This window comes from Aquimarina rubra (assembly GCF_042684305.1).
GTDB lineage: Bacteria > Bacteroidota > Bacteroidia > Flavobacteriales > Flavobacteriaceae > Aquimarina > Aquimarina rubra.
The window spans coordinates 64,873-83,439 of record NZ_JBHULE010000008.1 but is presented as its reverse complement, the minus strand read 5'-3'; the positions used below and the strand labels follow the sequence as shown (position 1 = coordinate 83,439).

The following is an 18,567-nucleotide window of genomic DNA, read 5'->3' as shown; positions in this document are numbered from 1 at the left end:
GTAAATATTTTCAGAAAAACTGAAATTTAAATTATTGAACGTTCCCATTAACCATCAACTGCTTGGTTATCTCATAAAGGGCAACGCCTGTCGCTGTCGCTACATTCATGCTACTATTGGTCCCATACATATTTATATGTACACTTTTTGTAACTCTGTTTAGTACATCTTCAGAAATCCCTAAGTTTTCTTCACCAATAATCAATACAATTTTATCTTTCTCAGAAAAAGTGTATTCAGCAACCGGAATACTATTTTCAGTAATTTCTAATCCAATTAATTTATAGCCATCAGATTGTAATTTATCGATTACAGATATAATATCCTCTGACTCGTGATAGGGTATGATTTCATGTGTAGATCTAGAGGTCCGTTGCATTCTTTTGCTTACCACTGTGATATCCTCACCACAAAAATAAATTTGTTCCACACCAAAACTATCTGCTATTCTAAAAATACTACCGATATTCGCCGGTGAATTGACACGATCGCAAACAAGTGTAATAGGAAATTTTCTTTTTGTAAAAGAAGTGGTATCATGTTGTAATTGTGCTGCCATTTAATTAATTCTCAAAAGCGTATTTGATAATATTGGCGCCCATTTTTAGGGCCTTTTGGCGAACTTCTTCCGGGTCGTTATGGATTTCAGGATTTTCCCAACCATCACCCAGATCACTTTCAAAAGTAAAAAGCAGGACTAATCTGTCTTCATATATAATTCCAAAGGCTTGTGGTCGCTCACCATCGTGTTCATGTATTTTAGGTAATCCTTGCGGGAATTTGTATTTATTCGAAAAAATAGGATGTGACGTCGGTAGTTCCATCAATTCTTTATCAGGAAAAATCTTTACTAACTCCTTTTTAACATAAGGTGCCATTCCATAATTATCATCAATATGCAAAAAACCACCGCTTAATAAATAGTTTCGCAAATTCTCTGCGTCTTGTTCAGTAAAAAACACATTACCGTGACCCGTCATATGAATATAAGGATACTGAAAAATATCTACACTCTCTGGTTTAACGGTTTTTGGTTTTGGACTCATTGCGGTGCTGATGTTCTGGTTACAAAAACTAATGAGATTAGGTAATGCAGTAGGATTACTGTACCAATCACCACCACCATTATATTGCAATACCGCAATATCCTGAGCGAACATAGCTCCTGAAAATAACAAAAGGCAAATAATCTGTGTAAGCTTTCTGATCATCATCGTCTAAATAATAGATTCTAAAAGTACTAAAATAAACGAGATGATCAGAAACCTTTTGATACTATTAACGATCACAATTTCTTCAATTACTAAAGCTCAGCAGAATAGTAATTCAATTGTGGTCATGGAATTATTTACATCTCAGGGATGTAGTAGTTGTCCGCCGGCAGATGAACTACTGGAAGTGATCAAAAATAAATATGAAAATGTTTATGTTCTATCATATCACGTAGATTATTGGAATCGATTAGGATGGAATGATCCTTTTAGTGTAGAAGTGTTTAGTGATTATCAAAGAGAGTATGCAAGACAGTTTAATAGCAGTTCAATTTATACACCACAATTGGTAGTTAATGGTAGTGAACATTTTACAGGGTCTCATAGTAGTAAGGCGTTGGAAGCTATCCATAAGTATTCAAAATCAAAGAGTAATAACAATATTGAACTTAAAGATATTCAACGTAAAAAAGATGCTATTGAAATTCAATATAATGTACAAGGAGAAACCTTTGAACAAATTACTTTGGCACTGGTCGTTTCAAAAAGAGTTACAAAAATAAGAAGAGGAGAAAATAGAAATAGGACACTAAAAAACACTAATATTGTAGCCGGTCGTGTGGTAAAAAAGGATACATCCGGAATCGTAACGTTGTCTTTTCCGGAATGGATTGATGTGAATGATGAATTAATGATCATTGCGTATACACAGAATAATAAACTAGCTACTACAGGAGCTGCAAAAATAAATATTCGATCTTAATTTATAGTACAGAGTAACTTAGCCACAACAATTATTGTTGTGGTTTTTTTGTTCTATGATTTTTCCTTTTCTTTAATAAAAAATGGAAGAACTATTGTATCAAATGTAAATTATAGGTTTGTAAATAGTTATTAATAAAGGTATTGTAAAATTATGTATACAAGCCTGTAACTTCCATAAAAAAAGTATCTTAAAGAATATCAAAATGAAAATAAAATGAAGACTCCATTAAAGTATATAGTTTATGTTTTATTATTAATAGCATCTGTTAATTTTGAATTAAATGCACAAATTGGAAGATTGCCATTAAGCCCAAGCCAAAGAATAGAACAGAATATTGGACTCACAGATATCATCATTGAGTATTCACGTCCATCAAAAAGGGGGAGGGAAATATTTGGAGCGTTAGTACCTTATGGCAAGTATTGGCGAACAGGTGCTAATAAAAATACCACAATAAGTTTCAATCAAGATGTTTTTATTAATAAGGAAAGAATAAAAAAAGGCAAATATGCCATATTCTCTATACCAAATCCGAGCGAATGGGAAATCATTTTTTACAAGGATACAGATAATTGGAATGTTCCTGAGGTTATTGATACTGCAAAAATTGTATCAAAAGTAAAAGTAGTCCCCGTTCAATTAAATACAAAAAAAGAGGTGCTCACTATTGAAATTGGCGATTTTACAAATTATCAATTCGATTTGAACATTGCCTGGGATCATACACTTGTTTCTGTACCTATCGAGCTATCTACAAAAGAATTAATGGATAAAAAAATAAGTAGTCATTTAGAGGGGCCAACATATGATGATTACTACCTGGCTGCGGTATATCAGATGGAATCAGGAAAAGAGTTTACAAAAGGACTAAACTGGATAAATAAAGCCATAGCTATAGCAAAAAATGCTGGTTGGTGGGATCTTAGGGTCAAAGCAATCCTACTAAAAGAACTAGGCAAAAATACGGAAGCGTTAAAAGTTGCCGAAGAAGGGATGAAAAAAGCTAAGAATGATAGAAGAAATTCAGCAGTTGTTGAGTTCAATCGAATTCTAAATGAACTCAATAAATAAGTAAGACAAAAATTATGACTCTCAATAAACTAGTAGCTTTCGTTTTTATAATCATATTATGTACAAGCTGCACAAAAAAGAAAAATGATAAGACAAATGATGTACAAAGTCAGCTGGTAGATTTTGAAAAAGAGAAACTAGCTATTTTGGAAACATTACATAATGAAACCAAAGCAGCTTTTAAAAGAGACTATAAAAGCTGGCAGAATCATTGGGTGCACGATTCAACCATTTCCAAAACATATATAAACTTTGTAGATAATAGTTTTTCAGAATCTATTGGATGGAGTGAAATCAGCGGTTTTGTTAAAACGTTTATCGAAGAACATCCTGAACCGGAACCGATTCCGGAATTAGTAAAAGATATTGAAGTCAGATTATATCATAAAGCAGCCTGGGTTACTTATGAACAACAAGATTCACTAAGAGGACTAAAGCGGGAAACAAGGCTTATGGAAAAGTCAAATGGTACGTGGAGAATTGCAGGAATGCATACAACAATTTACGGATCTAAAAGGCAAAAATAAAAATTCAATAGAATCTGCGATTAGATCAGGAAAATAATCATAAAGAATTAGAATTACCTTCGGTTATAAAGCTTCTTAGATTTACTATCTTAGCATATCATCTTAGGATGATCATCAATCATATTCACGCATAAATCACTCATCATGAAAAAAAAACGTACCTGGAAATTTTGGACCTCAAGAACTTTATTAATCATTTTGGTTTTTGGGTTACTTTGGTTAGTAAACCTTATTTGGTTTAGACCGTTTAATATCAATCATTTTTATGACAAAGTCTTTGTAGAATTGGCTTTAGATAGCCCTGAACTTACCACGTCGATGGGAATTCCCGTAATCTACGATTGGTCTAAGGATGAATTGGATGATATCTCCGATGCAAAGCAATGGGAAACTTTCAATAAAATGAAAGAAGACTATAAAACTTTACAAAGCTATAATTTTGAAAACCAGTCAGAAGCCAATCAATTAAACACTAAAATTTTAGGTTTTTATCTGGAAGGATTAATGGAAGGTGAACGTTTCTTCTATCACGATTATCCAGTTAATCAAATGGGAGGGGAGCAGAGTTCATTACCTAGTCTCTTAGAAAATTCGCATAAACTAAGGGATAAAAGTGATGCAGAAGCCTATATCACACGTTTGTCATTGTTTGATACCAAGTTTGACCAATTAATTGAGAATTTAAAACTGAGAGAGGACAAAGGCATCATACCACCAAAATTCGTAATGGATCGGGTATTAGATGAAATGAATGGTTTTATTGGAGAGACGAAATCAAATATTTTATATTCCAATTTCAAGACTAAAATTGAAAAAATAGAGGAGCTTTCTCAGGAAGAAAAAGATACACTCAAAAAACAAGTAGAACAAGAAATAGAAACCACTGTTTTTGGCGCTTATAAGAAACTGATTACTTATTTTGAAGCTCTGAAAAAAAAGGCAACAACAGATGCCGGAGTTTGGAAACTACCTGATGGAGATGCGTTTTATCGCTATCAATTAAAGCAACGCACTACAACGGATTTAGATCCTGAAGAAGTACATCAAATAGGAGTATCCGAAGTTGCCAGAATCAAAGGCGAAATGCTTGAGATACTTTCTGCTGAAGGATATGCAGATTCTACAAAAACACTGGGCGCTATTGTCCAGGAATTAAATAAAGAAGAACGTTTTCTTTTTCCTAATACGGATGAAGGCAGGCAGATGGTGTTAGACGAGTATGATCGTATTTTGTCTGAAATAAGTGCAGGTCTTGATGATGCCTTTGATATTAGACCAAAAGCAGGACTTGAGGTAAAACGTGTTCCTGAGTTTAAAGAAGAAGGATCTGCTGGGGCATATTATAACAGACCCGCTATGGACGGATCACGCGGAGGTGTCTTTTACGCCAACCTTAGAAATGTACACGAATCTGTTAAATTCGGAATGAAAACATTGGCTTATCACGAAGGAATACCGGGGCATCATTTCCAAATTGCGATTCAATCAGAACTAGAAGGAGTACCTATTTTCAGAACCATTGGGCTTTTTACATCGTATATCGAAGGATGGGCGTTGTATTCTGAACAATTGGCCTGGGAACTCGGTTTTTATGAAAATGATCCTTTTGGAAACTTAGGAAGATTACAAGCAGAGATGTTTAGGGCGGTTCGTCTTGTTGTAGATACAGGGATTCATCATAAAAAATGGACCAGAGAACAAGCGATTGATTATATGGTGCAGAATACGGGAATGACTACAACCGAGGTAACAACAGAAATAGAACGATACATTGTTTGGCCCGGACAAGCCTGTGCATATAAAATCGGAATGCTTAAAATTTTAGAGTTAAGAGAAAAAGCGAAACAAAAACTAGGCGATCGATTTGATTTACGAGAGTTTCATAATGCAGTTTTGAAAAATGGAGCCGTACCTTTGGATATTTTGGAAGAAATCATAGACGCTTATATTGATAGAACATTGGCAAATAACTAAAGCTAATATAGTATGAAACACTTTGTTGGCAGTATCGATAAAACTGAATTTCCAAGTGTTGTAGATGTATGGGAAGCTTCGGTAAGAGCAACTCATCATTTCTTAAAGGAAGAGGATATAGCATATTTTAAACCATTGATTTTAAACGAGTATTTAGATGCAGTGGAGTTGCGTTGTGTGAGAAATAACAACAAAGATATTATTGGTTTTTTGGGAGTAGCAGAACAAAACTTAGAAATGCTTTTTATTCATCCCGAATATAGAGGAATGAGTATTGGTAAAACTTTATTACGTTATTCAATTGATCAATTAAACGTAATCAAAGTAGATGTAAATGAGCAGAATGAGCAAGCAGTTGGGTTTTATGAACACGCGGGATTCAAAACAATCAGGCGTTCCGAATTAGATGCTTCGGGTAAACCATATCCTATTTTACATATGGAATTGAAGAAATAACAATTGAACAACAAGAAAATAGAGATTATAAAAATGGATTAGCATCCTAAAGAATTCACAATAAACAAGAATGGCTAAACTACCAAAACAATATCAATTTATAGATGTATCAGATTATGGAAGATCTCCAGGGCACTGGATCGCAGATTCATTGAAGAATACGCGATTGACACCAATTCATGTGACCACTTTCTTTATCGTTTCGGGAATTATGGCAATCATCTGTATGGTATACCAATATAATACGGCGGCAGCATTTTTTTTGATTTTAAAATCAATTTTGGATGCAGCAGATGGCGAATTGGCAAGAATAAAAAAAACACCTTCTTATACGGGCCGCTATTATGACTCTATAGCCGATATTATTTTAAACTTTCTCTTTCTTCTTACTTTTTGGTACATCACAGATAGTTCTATCATCCTTATGATATTAGCATTTGTTGGGATTCAATTACAAGGAACCGTATATAATTATTATTATGTGATTTTACGTAATAATGTGAATGGAGATTCCACCAGCAGAGTATTTGAAGATGCGGCTCCAATAGCTATGAAAGGAGAAACCCAAAGAGCTGTAAATATATTTTATAAAATTTACGATGTTCTTTATATTGTTTTTGATAAAACCATATATTTCCTTGATAAAAACGCAAGTAATAGTAAGCCTTTTCCTAAATGGTTTATGACATTGATATCTGTTTTTGGCCTCGGGTTTCAGTTGTTGTTTATGGCGTTAATGTTATTATTTCATTTAGAGAAATACGTAATACCTTTTTTTATAGGGTATTCTGCTTTGATTCTTGTTTTTATTGGAATTCGAAGATTTATTTTGAAATAAAAAATAGTGTATTTTCTAAAACATTATGTATTTGTTTTGTTAGATAATATGAATAACTTGATTACTTATCTTGAGTTTTCTGATTTGGATGATCATCTTCTAGACCAATATAGAAGAGCGATCCGTCTCGCTTTTCCCGAGATTATTCTACATTCTGAGGTAATCAGAAACTACTGGGAGAGATTGGAAAAGTATTTCCCTTATACACAACTTTTTGCGGTAGGAGAGAATCATAATCTCATTGGTTTTATGAATGCAATACCGATATTTTGGGATCAACCGTTAGATGAATTACCTGATGATGGCTGGGACTGGCTTGTGAAAAAAGGGATTAGTGATTTCGAAAACGATATACAACCAAACAGCTTGGGTGGTTTGCAAATAGTAGTTACTAAGGAGTTCCAGGGTAAAGGATATAGCCAACTATTAATCGCTAGAGGTAAACAGGTAAAAGAGAATTTAGGGTTTAAGAATTTCATCATTCCTATAAGACCAATTTTAAAACATACATATCCCGATATTAAAATTGAGGATTATATGAATTGGACCAAAGATGATAAAACCTTTGATCCTTGGATTAGAACACATATTAAAAGTGGCGCACAGATTCTCAAAGTTTGCGAAAATTCTATGAATGTTACCGGTGATATCAATTTTTGGGAGGGTTTGTTAAAGCAAAATATAAACGAATCAGGAACTTACAGAGTACAGGGAGCTTTGAATTTAGTGTCCATTAACTTGGATAAAAATTATGGAGAATATAGAGAAGAAAATATTTGGATAGGTTATCCTTAGATACATAACATTACAAAAACTTAGAAATAAAAAAGAGCATTGCCATTATGGACAATGCTCTTTTTAGGATATTATAAAAAACGTTTATTCGATCACTAATTTCTTAGTAACGGATGCACTGTTTTGATCTAGTTTAACAATATAAATACCAGCATTAAGATTCGATATATTTAAGATATTGTTGTTTAAAATTTGCGAAACTACTTGTTTTCCTAACATATCAAATACACTAACAGTAATCGCCGTATTAGATTTTGTAGTAATATTTATAAACCCTGTATTTGTTGGATTAGGGAATATAGTAAAATCTTCAGAGGGTTCATCAAATGAATCTACTGATAGTAAATTGGCATCATTTTCAGTTCCTGGAGTACCAAGGTCACCGCTACCAAATGCAGATACCGCTTCTAGCCAATTCGCCCCGTTGTCATTGTCCGTGCTGTTTAAAGTACTTATAGATAGTTCCATACTCGCTCCAGTCGGATTTGGAAAAGTTCCATCCCAGATGACTTCGTCTATGGTAGTAGAACTACATTCAATAATAAGACCATCAGCACCATTTCCTAAAGAAATATCATTGGCATAGGTGTAGTCAGGTGTAATGCCTCCGTTTGGAGTTCCTCCATTCGCAATTAGTGCGTAACCCATTGCAGGAACAATAACAGAGGATGCAATCACGTGAGTTTCTGATACAGTAGCATCGTCTTTGATAACCCAGCTTTGAATATCAATTGGGCTAGTTGTAGTATTGTATAATTCAAAATATTCTCCATTAGGATCACCAACAGCATCGGGATTTCTCATAACCTCTGTAATGATAATATCACCAACATTTGCGCATACAGCAGCAGGCGATACGGTACCAGTTAAACCGATTGTTTGATCCGTAGCTCCGGTTGATGAAGCTGTAACATCCCCAGCGTAAGAATTTGCTGTAAGACCCGAAGCCATTCTCACAAAAACTTCTGTACTGGTTACTGTTCCCATGCTAGGTGTAATAGTCACGGACGATCCAAAACCAGTTCCTGTTGTAAGCGATACTTCAAAATTCATCGGAGCTGTAACAGTAATATCTCCTGTAAGAAATAAGCCTTCTACGTTAAAGCTATCTTCTGCAGAAGGACCGGTTCCTTCAAAATACGAAAAATCACCAACAAATCCTGAAACCGTAATTTGAGGATCGTCTGGTGATACCGTTCCGCTTAGTGCTACAGTTTGATCAGTTACGCCTGTAGAAGATGCCGTAGCATCACCCATATAAGAATTTGCTGTTAGACCTGCAGCTAAACGAGTATAAACTGTAGTAGTAGCCACAGTACCCATACTAGGAGTGATGACAACCGAAGAACCGAAACCACTTCCTGAAGTTAATGATACTTCAAAATCAGTAGGTGCCGTTACGGTTAGATCAGCAGTAAGATTTGTTCCGGAAACAGTAAACGTACCTTCAGCTGATGGTCCGTTGTTTTCGAAATAATCTAAACCTGAAACCGCCCCACTAACAGAAATTGTAGGTGTAGTAGCAAAATTTTCTATGATTCTAATATTATCTATAGCTATGTCTTCATCACCATTTTTTAAATTGGTAAACGTTAGTCTGATATCTGCTAGAGAACCACTGTTCATAGAAGCAGTAAACTCTTGAAAAGTGGAAGTTAAAAGAGTACCATCTCCAACCCCATCAAAATTTGTATCAAGAGCAGGTTCTTTATTTGTAGTGCTAGGGCTACCATCAGGTCTTAGTTCAATAGCCTCAAATTGTAAAATTTTAGTAAACATACCTGAGTTATCGATGTCAACTTCAACGGTAAAACTACTAACATCGTCCCAGTCTTCTTGACCATCAGAAGAATCATCTTCAGCGATTAGGATGGCAAAAGTAAGATTGGTAAAACCAGAAATATCAATATCATCAAAAATTAAAGTTTCAGTAGCTGAAGTACAAGGCGCACCATCAGTATCCTGAGCAGCAAAGAAAAAAGAACCATCACCACCAGTTACTGAGTAATTGTTAATATCAGTACCATTGGTTCTTGTAAAAAAGTCAGTTCCGTCATTACAAGTTTCAGAAGGAGTTCCAGAATTTCCAGTTTCAAAAGATTCCTGAAAAACCTGTCCAAAAGAAGTAAATGAGAGTGTAATAGTAAAGAGTAAAAAATAAAGTTTTTTCATAATAGTAATTATAATTGAGTGAAATTGTCTTGCAATATACGAAGAAATTAATGCGGTAAAACCATAGGCTTTAGTAATTTATCAACCTTCAATTGTAACTTAATACTAATTTTACTTTTATAAGTCACACTTAGTAGTGTATTCAAAGTGTTTACTATCAAGGAACCACCCTAAAAACAATCAATTGATTTAGTTGAGGTAAAAATGCGTTAAAATTATTATCAGAAATCACAACCAGAGATTTATTACCATCTGGTAATGTAGGACCAAATGTAATTCCTTCTAGATTATCGACAGTACTATTTGTTAATTGACTGCGAATGGTATCAAAGTCAAATAGCAATGTCTTGGTTGCTTTGGTGAAGGTTTCAGGAACCAGAGCAGTTGTCGACAATATATCGGTAGCATTTGTAGCATCTACTTTATAAATTTTTACCGTATTTCCTCCGTCCAAATAACCGGATGAGAAAGAACGTTCTATGGTAAGGAATTTATTTTCATCATATTCCAAAATTTCTACAAGACCATTGATGGTAAAGGTTGTTCCTAAAGCAGGCTCTCGATCTACGGGATCTAACTCATAGGCAAATTGACGTTCTGCTATGCCTGTAGTTTTATTGATACGTGTAATGCGCACTGGTGATTCGGTATCTGTCGTAGTTGGTTCTGGTCCATCCTCGATCAACGGCAGTTCCATGCCAATCCAATATGCATTGGTATCAAAACTTAAGGATAGTGCTTCTAAAGCTCCATTATGTCTTGGTCCGGTTATATCATCTGTGGTATTCGCAGCAAAATGATCCGGAAGCTCTAGATTTCGTAATTGCACACCATTCATTCCAATTTCTAATACAGCTGGATCTGTACCATTAACTATGGAGCCCTCACTAGTGTAGATGATGTTTCCTGTACTTGTGTCAAACCGAATGGCTTCGGGATCCATCTGATTTTCAGGAAAAGAGTTTCCCATTACATCTTTGATTTCAACCATAGTGTTTATACTCACATTAGTAAACGTACTTTGATCGTATGATATATCTGCTGTATAAAACCGAATAGGATCCGAGCCGTCACTAATGATATACCAAGTATCATTTTTGTAGTCAATTCCAGAGAAACCTCCAATAGGTACACCATCAATATCTTGCTCAGGAATTACAAATTCATCTATATATTCCAGACGACTAATTGTATTTAAAGGATCTACAGGTAACGGAGGAATCGTTGTAGTATCATCATTAGAAGAACAACTTGTGAAAAGTGTAATGGAGATTATAAAACAGATGATTTTTGCTTTCATTTCTTCAGTTTTATTGGATATAAGGATATCATTTGTGCATTTGATACTTTTTAATTCAAAATAAGTCAATTCGAGTGGTAGTGTCATAGAAATCGAATTGACGCTTTTTTTATACCATATGTCTATAAAGATAGTATTTTATCCTGTTATGAGTTTAAAAAAGCCACACTATGCGTAGCAACAATAGCTGCAGTTTCTGTTCGCAGTCTGGTTTCGCCTAAGGTAACAGGTGTATAACCTATGTTTAAAGAACTTTCTATTTCTTTTTGAGAAAAATCTCCTTCAGGACCAATTAAAATCGTGGTATGTCCTTGTAAAGTAAGTATGTCTTTTAGTGATTGTTTATCAGACTCTTCGCAATGCGCGATAAGCAATTGGTCAGTACTTTCTTTTTGCATAAACTCTGAAAAAGAAATAGCAGGGTTCAGTTTCGGTAAATAAGATTGTAGGGACTGTTTCATAGCGCTTTGTAAAATACGCTCAAAACGTTCTAGTTTCACCACTTTTCGCTCACTGTGATCACAGATGATCGGAGTAATCTCATCAACACCAATTTCTGTTGCTTTTTCTAAAAACCACTCATAGCGATCATTCATCTTAGTTGGAGCAACCGCAAGATGTAATCGATAATTTTTGGGAGTTTGTAATTCTTTATGTGTAAGTGATATAATACATTTGTTTGGGCTTGAAAAGATTATCGTTCCGTTACAAAGCAATCCGTTTCCGTTTGTGATTTGGAGCGTATCACCTTCCTTTTTTCGCAATACTTTTGAGATATGCTTACTTTCTTCTCTAGAGAATTCAAACTCATTGGTAGCTTCAGTAATATCTTTACTATAGAATAATTGCATGTTTTGGTTTCAGGTTTCTTACTTATAACAATCCAATTGTCTAATAATCTAACAGTCTATTCAAAATTTAATTCTTGCTTTGGCCACGACACTCATATCCGTAAAATCTTCTTTAAGATATTTTAAGTATCCAACAATTCCGATCATAGCTGCATTATCCGTGGTATATTCAAATTTAGGAACAAAGGTCTTCCATCCGTATTTATGCTCACCTTCCTTTAGAGCTTTTCGGATTCCTGAGTTTGCAGAAACCCCACCTCCAATGGCAATTGCTTTAATTCCGGTTTCTTTAGAAGCTTTTTTCAACTTGTCAATTAAGATATTGATAATGGTATATTGAATAGATGCGCATACATCTTCAAGGTTTTCTTCTATAAAGTTAGGATTTTCCTTTACCTGCTTTTGAACAAAGTACAATACAGCAGTTTTAAGGCCACTAAAACTAAAGTTCAATCCATCAACTCTTGGTTTCGTAAACGGAAATGCTTTGGGATTACCTGATTGTGCGTGTTTATCTATCAACGGTCCGCCTGGATAAGGAAGGCCTAATATTTTAGCACTTTTATCAAAAGCTTCTCCTACCGCATCGTCAATCGTTTCGCCAATGATTTCCATATCAAAGTGGTCATTTACTTTTACAATTTGGGTATGTCCACCACTAATTGTTAAAGCCAGAAAAGGAAATTCTGGTTTGTCAAAACCTTCCTCGTCTATAAAATGTGCCAGAATATGAGCCTGCATATGGTTTACATCGATTAAGGGAATGTCTAAGGATAAAGCTAATGACTTAGCAAATGAAGTGCCTACCAACAAAGATCCCATTAAACCGGGGCCTCTTGTAAATGCGATGGCACTTAAATCGGACTTGTTAATATTAGCTTGTTTTATTGCCTGATCAATAACAGGAACAATGTTTTGCTGATGTGCTCTAGAAGCCAGTTCTGGAACAACTCCACCATATTGTTCGTGAATTTTTTGAGATGCTACAACATTTGATAATACATTATCGTTGCATAATATAGCGGCAGAGGTATCATCACACGACGATTCAATACCTAAGATGTATACATTTTGTGAACTCATTATGAGGAAAAGGGCATAGAAATTGTTAATATTGTCAGCAAAGTTAAAACAATAAAACGTATCAAAAAATTCGGGAAAATATTGAAAAGGGTATTACTTACCCTTATCTCGCTATTTATACTATTAGTGATCCTGTTTTCCATTCCTGCTGTACAAACTTTTTTTGGTAAAAAAATTACTAATTATCTAAATAATGAATACGGTGTAGATATCAACGTAGGTAGAGTAGGATTAACCTATTCTGGTGATGTTGACTTAAAAGAAGTATTTGTAAAAGATCATCATCAGGATACCTTGATATACGCAAAAAGTATAGCTACGTCGATTCTAAACATCAGAGAAATTTCTAAAGGTCAACCAGAATTGGGAGATGTTGCTATAGATGATCTAACCTTTAGAATGAAAATGTATAAGGATGAAAGCAGTGACAACCTGATGACTTTTATCAGAAAATTTGATACCGGTAAAAAATCTACATCCGATACCAAATTTTTACTTACCACTGGTAATGTAACTATGGAGAACAGTAAGTTTAGCTATGTAGATGAAAATCTAAGTTCTCCAAATGTTGTGGTATTACGGGATATAATACTAGATGCAGAAAGCTTAAAAGTAGATGGCGAAGACTTTTATATTACTACAGATTTGCTTTCTTTCAAAGATCATAGAGGATTAAATGTATCGAATCTAAAGACAGGTTTTTCTATTACTCCAACAGAAATGAGGTTTCGTGAGTTGCTAATAGAAACGGCAGACTCTAAAGTTCAAGGTGAAATTGTATTTTCATATGAACGTGGTGGAATGGTTAATTTCGAAAACAAAGTGAACATTACCGCAGATTTTAAAAAAGCTACAATTTCTACCAATGATTTAATACCTTTTTATAAAGAATTCGGAAGAGATGAAGACTTATTAATTAAAAATACTACCGTAAAAGGTACTTTGAATGATTTTGAGATACTAAACTCAGATATTTCAGGACTCGATAGATCTATCATTAAGGGAGATATAAGAATTAGAAATGCAGTTACTAATGCTTCTAAGTTTCGATTAGATGGGGATTTAAAAAACCTTACAACTAATTATTATGATCTCGTAAACCTTTTACCAGGAATTCTGGGTGAATCATTACCAAAACAATTATATCAATTAGGAAGCGTGAAAGGTGTTGGATCTACTATAGTGACCATAAAGGATGTTGATGTAGATATGGATTTCTATTCTCAATTGGGCAAAATCAATGCGTTTGTTTTATTAGGCGATCTGGATAATGTTAAAGAAGCAACCTATAATGGAAATGTAATATCTAATGATTTTAATATAGGTCAATTGCTGAGCAAAAAAAATCTAGGTAATGCAGCTTTTGATATACACGTGGATGGAAGCGGTTTTACATTAAATAATCTGGATACAAAACTAGAAGGTGATATTAGAAAACTAGAATTCAACGGATATACTTATACCAATCTTAATGTAGTAGGAAATCTAAAAGACCCTGTTTTTGATGGAAAACTTATTTCTGATGATCCAAACGTGAAATTTGCTTTTAATGGGGTAGCTGATTTATCAAAAGAGATCAATAATTATGATTTTACAGCAAATGTGGATCATATAGATTTAAATCGATTAAATCTTTTTACAAGGGATAGTGTATCGGTTTTTAATGGAGATGTTATCATGAAAATGAAAGGAACCGGTATAAATGATGCTTTTGGTACCATTTCTTTTGAAAAAACATTGTATAAAAATCAAAATGCGAGTTATTATTTTGATGATTTTGAGATCACTTCGAGTTTTGACGATCAAAATGTAAGAACCATCACCATGAATAGTCCTGACATTATCGATGGAAGTGTAAAAGGAATATTTAGATTCGAAAATGTTTACGATCTGTTTCGTAATTCTATAGGTAGTCTATACACTAATTTTGAAGCTACAGAAATAACAGATAATGAATTCATGGAATTCAATTTTAGAATTTATAACAAAATTGTAGATGTATTTTTTCCGGAAATCGAGTTTGCACCGAATACCTTTATCAAAGGGAAAGTAGAAAGCAATGATTCTGAGTTTAAGCTCACCTTTAAATCTCCTTCAATAAAAGCGTTCGATAACTTAATGAAGGATGTCGATATACAAGTTGATAACAAAAACCCTCTGTTTAATACGTATGTTGCTATTGATAGTATCGATACGCAATACTATGATGTGTCCAAATTTAGTTTGATTAATGTAACACTAAAAGACACTTTATTTATGCGATCAGAATTTAAAGGAGGAAAAAATAATGTTGATAATTATAACCTAGAGTTCTATCATACGATCAATGAAGATAATAATTCTGTTTTAGGGTTAAAAAAATCTGACTTCACTTTTAAAGGTTATACCTGGTATGCAAACCCGAATAGAAGCAAAAGTAACAATAAGATAATTTTTGATAATAATTTCCAAAATGTAGATATCCAGTCAATTTTATTAAAACATGAAGATGAGCAAATAAGTGTTTCTGGAATAATGGAAGGCAAAAATAACAAGGATATCAAAGCTAATTTCAGAGATGTAGACTTAAATAAGATCACTCCCTATATAGAAAATCTAAAGTTGTCAGGTGTAGTAGATGGTGATCTTAAGGTATTTCAGGATAAAGGGGTGTATTTTCCGAGTTCTACAGTAATCATTAATGACTTGGCAGTAAATGATACCAATCTGGGAGAATTACGAGTAAACGTTTCTGGTAATGAATCTCTTACCGAATATAAGGTGAATACCAGATTAGTAAATGAAAATGATGTAAAAACACTTTCGGCGATAGGGTCTATCAATGTTTCTGATAACGACCCGAATATGCATATTGATGTAAATCTGGATCAGTTTAATATGTCAGGATTCAGTGCTTTGGGTGGGATCGTGATATCTGATCTTAGAGGTTTGGTAACAGGTAATGCAAAAGTGACCGGAAATTATGTGAATCCTTCTATTGATGGGGTCTTAAAACTGAATGACGCTGGTTTAAAAATCCCATATCTAAATGTAGATCTTGACTTTGATAAGGATTCTAGAGTTATCCTGAATAAGCAGCGTTTTAATTTTGATAACGTAGACATTACGGATACGAAGTATAATACAAGAGGTATTTTAGGAGGTTTTATTGGTCACCAGCGTTTTTCTAAGTGGAAATTAGGGCTTAAGTTAACAGCTAATGAAAGGTTGTTGGTGCTAGATACAAAAGAAGATGAGGAATCATTGTATTATGGAACAGGTTTTATTAGTGGTGATGCAACTATTGAAGGTCCAACAGACGCTCTTGTTATTAATGTAAATGCAACTACAGAAGAAGGAACAGTTTTTAAAATTCCTTTAAACGAATCCGAATCCATTGGTGATAATTCATATATCCATTTTTTAAGCAAAGAAGAAAAGTTAGCACGTTTGGAAGGAAAGGAAATTGTAATAAAAGATATCAAAGGATTAGAACTCAATTTTGATCTGGATGTAAATAATAATGCCTTAGTAGAAGTTGTTGTAGATAAGAAAACGGGTAGTTCTCTAAAGGGAAGAGGAGCAGGAACATTGCTTATAGAAATCAATACAAATGGGAAGTTTAATATGTGGGGGGATTTTGTGGCATATGAAGGAAGCTATAATTTCAGATATGGGGCATTGGTAGGTAAAGACTTTACTGTAAGATCAGGAGGAAGTATTAACTGGGATGGTAGCCCGACAAGAGCAAAACTAAATCTAAGTGCGGTATATAAAACTGAAGCAAATCCGGCAGTATTATTAGAAAATGCAACGATTAATCGGAAAATTCCGGTAGAAGTAGTAGTAGATCTAAATGGAGAATTGATACAGCCTGATCTTAATTTTAATATAGAATTACCTAATTTAAGTTCTGTTGCCAAAAGTGAGTTAGAATATCAACTAGAAGATCAGGCAACCAAAGAGCTACAGGCTTTGTCGTTAGTTACTCAGGGACAGTTTTATAGTGGAAATCTGGATCCAACGTTTATTACAGGAAATTTGGTGGAGCGCGCTGCAGGATTGGTGAATGGAATATTCTCCGGAGACGATGATAAATTTCAGGTAGGAGTAAACTACGTGCAAGGAAACAGAAATGTCGATCAGGAAGCAGCCGATCAATTTGGGGTAACAGTATCTACACAAATCAATAATAGGATCTTAATTAATGGAAGAGTCGGTGTCCCAATAGGTGGTGTGAGCGAATCGGTGGTGACAGGAGATGTAGAAGTAGAATATTTGTTTAATGAAGAAGGAACGCTAAAAGGAAAGATTTTTAATCGTCAGAATGAAATTCAATATATCGGAGAGTCGCAAGGTTATAAACAAGGTTTAGGTCTTTCATACTCTGTAGATTTTGACAATTTTAATGAGCTTTGGAAAAAGGTTTTCAAGTCTAAAAAAGAAAAGGACACTTTGATTGTAAAAACTCAGGATACAACCAAAATAGACACACCAGAATTTATTAATTTTACAGATAAGAATAAGTAATTTGATTAAATTTTACACAATACATGGCTAAACAAATTAGGACTATCGGAGTAATGACCTCTGGAGGTGATTCTCCTGGGATGAATGCTGCAATCAGAGCTGTTGCTCGTGCCTGCTCATATTATAATGTAAAATGTATAGGTTTTTATAGGGGCTATCAGGGAATGATAGAAAATGATTACTGTGAGCTAAACGCCCGTAGTGTGCGTAATATCATTAGTGCCGGAGGAACCATTCTTAAATCTGCTCGTTCGGAAGATTTCAGAACGCCTGAGGGAAGAAAAAAAGCTGCCGAAAATCTTAAAAAATCCGACGTTGATGCCATGATATTAATAGGTGGTGACGGTACATTTAAAGGAGGTAAGATTTTTAGCGAAGAGCACGATATCCCGGTTATTGGAGTTCCAGGAACGATAGATAATGATATTGCAGGTACTAATTTCACCATCGGATATGATACAGCATTAAACACTGTTGTTGAAGCTATCGATAAGATTAGAGATACAGCCAGTTCACACGATCGTTTGTTTTTTATAGAAGTGATGGGGCGTGATGCAGGATTTATTGCATTAAATAGTGGAGTAGGAGCAGGAGCAGAGGAAATTTTAATTCCTGAAGAAGATCTAGGATTAGATAGGCTGTTGGAATCTTTAAAAAGAAGTAAACGTTCCGGGAAGTCATCAAGTATCGTAGTGGTTTGTGAAGGTGATAAAATTGGGAAAAATGTATATGAACTAGCTGACTATGTTACGGATAACCTTCCTGATTATGATGTAAGAGTAACTGTTTTAGGACATATGCAACGTGGAGGTTCCCCATCGTGTTTTGATAGGACACTAGCAAGCAGATTATGTGTAAAAGCTGTAGAGTTGTTGTTAGATGGAGAAGAAAATGTAATGGTAGGATTACTTAATAATAAAATTGTTGCTACTAATTTCGATGAGGGATTAAAAGAAGATCATAGTATTAATAAAGAATTATTACGTATTTCAGATATACTATCTGTATAATAAA

General features: G+C 34.3%; 15 protein-coding genes. 9 read left to right on the top strand and 6 right to left on the bottom strand.

Annotation, left to right across the window (positions count from 1 at the left end):
• Positions 1–31: 31 nt before the first annotated feature.
• Both ACFSR1_RS04495 and ACFSR1_RS04490 read right to left on the bottom strand, forming a co-directional pair.
• Positions 32–559, bottom strand: coding sequence for a TrmH family RNA methyltransferase (locus ACFSR1_RS04495; protein WP_378290060.1), 528 nt, complete (start codon positions 557–559; stop codon positions 32–34).
• 4 nt (positions 560–563) lie between these two features.
• Positions 564–1,211: a DUF4159 domain-containing protein gene (locus ACFSR1_RS04490; protein ID WP_378291352.1), complete on the bottom strand. Its 648-nt coding sequence runs from the start codon at positions 1,209–1,211 to the stop codon at positions 564–566.
• A 43-nt stretch (positions 1,212–1,254) separates the two neighbouring features.
• Between ACFSR1_RS04490 and ACFSR1_RS04485 the strand changes: the two genes are divergently transcribed.
• From ACFSR1_RS04485 to ACFSR1_RS04455, 7 genes are all read left to right on the top strand, one after another.
• Positions 1,255–1,974 carry a DUF1223 domain-containing protein gene (locus ACFSR1_RS04485; RefSeq protein ID WP_378290058.1) on the top strand — a complete coding sequence of 240 codons (720 nt, stop codon included), beginning with the start codon at positions 1,255–1,257 and terminating at the stop codon, positions 1,972–1,974.
• A 216-nt stretch (positions 1,975–2,190) separates the two neighbouring features.
• Positions 2,191–3,048 (top strand): DUF2911 domain-containing protein, encoded by an 858-nt coding sequence (locus tag ACFSR1_RS04480; protein ID WP_378290056.1) that lies wholly within the window; start codon positions 2,191–2,193, stop codon positions 3,046–3,048.
• Between the two features lie 14 nt (positions 3,049–3,062).
• On the top strand, positions 3,063–3,575 hold the full coding sequence (locus ACFSR1_RS04475; protein WP_378290054.1) for a hypothetical protein: 513 nt from the start codon (positions 3,063–3,065) through the stop codon (positions 3,573–3,575).
• A 144-nt stretch (positions 3,576–3,719) separates the two neighbouring features.
• On the top strand, positions 3,720–5,549 hold the full coding sequence (locus ACFSR1_RS04470; protein WP_378290052.1) for a DUF885 domain-containing protein: 1,830 nt from the start codon (positions 3,720–3,722) through the stop codon (positions 5,547–5,549).
• A gap of 12 nt (positions 5,550–5,561) precedes the next feature.
• Positions 5,562–6,005, top strand: a complete 444-nt coding sequence (locus ACFSR1_RS04465; protein WP_378290050.1) for a GNAT family N-acetyltransferase — start codon at positions 5,562–5,564, stop codon at positions 6,003–6,005.
• Between the two features lie 70 nt (positions 6,006–6,075).
• The gene (locus tag ACFSR1_RS04460; protein ID WP_378290048.1) at positions 6,076–6,843 is read left to right on the top strand and encodes a CDP-alcohol phosphatidyltransferase family protein; all 768 of its coding nucleotides are present in this window, start codon (positions 6,076–6,078) and stop codon (positions 6,841–6,843) included.
• A 57-nt stretch (positions 6,844–6,900) separates the two neighbouring features.
• The gene (locus ACFSR1_RS04455; protein WP_378290046.1) at positions 6,901–7,638 is read left to right on the top strand and encodes a hypothetical protein; all 738 of its coding nucleotides are present in this window, start codon (positions 6,901–6,903) and stop codon (positions 7,636–7,638) included.
• An 84-nt stretch (positions 7,639–7,722) separates the two neighbouring features.
• On the opposite strand, the gene ACFSR1_RS04450 is transcribed toward ACFSR1_RS04455, so the two are convergent.
• From ACFSR1_RS04450 to tsaD, 4 genes are all read right to left on the bottom strand, one after another.
• On the bottom strand, positions 7,723–9,810 hold the full coding sequence (locus ACFSR1_RS04450) for a T9SS type A sorting domain-containing protein (RefSeq protein ID WP_378290044.1): 2,088 nt from the start codon (positions 9,808–9,810) through the stop codon (positions 7,723–7,725).
• Between the two features lie 157 nt (positions 9,811–9,967).
• Positions 9,968–11,110, bottom strand: coding sequence for an esterase-like activity of phytase family protein (locus ACFSR1_RS04445; protein WP_378290042.1), 1,143 nt, complete (start codon positions 11,108–11,110; stop codon positions 9,968–9,970).
• A 146-nt stretch (positions 11,111–11,256) separates the two neighbouring features.
• A complete protein-coding gene (locus tag ACFSR1_RS04440; protein WP_378290040.1) occupies positions 11,257–11,961 on the bottom strand; it encodes a 16S rRNA (uracil(1498)-N(3))-methyltransferase in 705 nt (234 codons plus the stop codon).
• A gap of 60 nt (positions 11,962–12,021) precedes the next feature.
• On the bottom strand, positions 12,022–13,044 hold the full coding sequence (tsaD, locus tag ACFSR1_RS04435; RefSeq protein WP_378290038.1) for a tRNA (adenosine(37)-N6)-threonylcarbamoyltransferase complex transferase subunit TsaD: 1,023 nt from the start codon (positions 13,042–13,044) through the stop codon (positions 12,022–12,024).
• Positions 13,045–13,125: 81 nt separating this feature from the next.
• On the opposite strand from tsaD, the gene ACFSR1_RS04430 reads away from it, so the two are divergent.
• The gene (locus ACFSR1_RS04430) at positions 13,126–17,553 is read left to right on the top strand and encodes a translocation/assembly module TamB domain-containing protein (protein ID WP_378290036.1); all 4,428 of its coding nucleotides are present in this window, start codon (positions 13,126–13,128) and stop codon (positions 17,551–17,553) included.
• Between the two features lie 23 nt (positions 17,554–17,576).
• Positions 17,577–18,563 (top strand): 6-phosphofructokinase, encoded by a 987-nt coding sequence (gene pfkA, locus ACFSR1_RS04425; RefSeq protein WP_378290034.1) that lies wholly within the window; start codon positions 17,577–17,579, stop codon positions 18,561–18,563.
• Positions 18,564–18,567: the final 4 nt, after the last annotated feature.